2 protein-coding genes are annotated in these 1,331 nt (G+C 37.6%); both read right to left on the bottom strand.

Annotation, left to right across the window (positions count from 1 at the left end; genetic code table 11):
* On the bottom strand, nt 1-189 hold a 189-nt coding region (locus F8S12_RS11405; protein ID WP_196516404.1), incomplete at its 3' end, for a hypothetical protein.
* Complete coding sequence (locus F8S12_RS11410; protein ID WP_196516405.1) at nt 186-974, bottom strand: hypothetical protein; 789 nt, start codon at nt 972-974, stop codon at nt 186-188. The genes F8S12_RS11405 and F8S12_RS11410, both read right to left, overlap by 4 nt.
* Between the last annotated feature and the right edge of the window lie 357 nt (nt 975-1,331).

Consider the following 1,331-nt stretch of genomic DNA (forward strand, 5'->3'; position numbering starts at 1 on the left):
GACTTTATCTTCTTTTGTTTTCAAAATGAGAATTGCTGTAACTACCGTATGTTTAGTTACAACTGGTGAATCACGTTGTACTTCTTCTCCTATTTCTGACTGATGATTATTAGGACTATGTGCTAAGTCGCGGGACTCATCATCTATTTTGAGTAAATTATTTATAGTTGATGAATTATTGTCTGTCATTTTCTGTTGGCGAGATTTAAATCAACAATTTGTGTAATTTCTAAGCCTGATTGTCTAGCTTGATAAATTTTCTTAGCTAGGTCGGTAGCATGAGAAATTTGTTGTGGTGTACTAACAGATTCCACAGTAATAGTCTTATTGAATAAAATACCGTTGCCAGCATTATTCTCTCTAGTAAAAGTAACAAGAGTAGCAATAAAATCTACTGACCATTTACCATCTTTGATTTTGCGAGGTTCAGAAATGAACCGAGGGATTAGAGAGACTTGTGTATTGCCATTGAATATCCCTGCTGGGGTCATAGCAGCTAGCTTACGCAAAAATGCTGCCCGAAAATCCTGCTTTTCACTTATAGCGAATGCAGCTTCATAAGAAGAAGTAGTTACTCTACCATTAGAGCGTTCAGTTCTACCTACATCTATTCCAGTATCTTGTTTGGTAATGGGTTCTCCCTTTTCATTAAAGGTTCTATTAAGTCCATCCCAATTGAACATCTTAATAAAGCTATCAGAAATAAATTTCTTAATGACTTCATTTGACCGTTCATTAGGGTCTACTGCTTGGGCAACAACTGATTCTCCTGATGATAATTGCACTAACGCTAATTGTTTTTTACCGAGACTACTTACTGCACCATAATTAAGTAGTTGTAGTAACAAAGAAAGTAATGCCATCGAAAATCCAGTCAGAGATATTATTCCAATTCTGGTTGGTACAGATTTATTAAATTTGAGAAGCTGCAATGGTTCAGCTTTTGGTTTGTTACTATTTTTTATATTAAACATTGTTATGTGGTAATCGACCACGGGGCGATCGCAAATTACAAGAAAGTAAAACCCATTGACATCAAAGAGTTAGAGTTCAAAAGAAGCAGACAGCAGACTGATTCAATTTGGGAAATCAAACTGTATAAATTCGTGGGTTTTAAGCAGCATTTTTGACAGCAACTTTACTCGGCAGGAACTTGTGGAAGTAAAGAAGGAGTTGGTTGACCCTGGCGTTTAGCGCTAATGGCTTGAGTCAAAAATTCCAAGACATTTCGACGCTGAGACTTGAGCGGAGCCGGAGACGCTCCGCCTCCGGAGTAGTCACAACAGTTAACATCCTTTGCACAAAATGGCTACCAGCCTGGGTTTGAGAAC

The organism is Nostoc sp. WHI, assembly GCF_015714725.1.
GTDB lineage: Bacteria > Cyanobacteriota > Cyanobacteriia > Cyanobacteriales > Nostocaceae > Nostoc.

Coding starts and splice junctions, on each gene's coding strand:
- F8S12_RS11410 (WP_196516405.1), bottom strand. CDS start 974: ATGTTTAATATAAAAAATAGTAACAAACCAAAAGCTGAACCATTGCAG.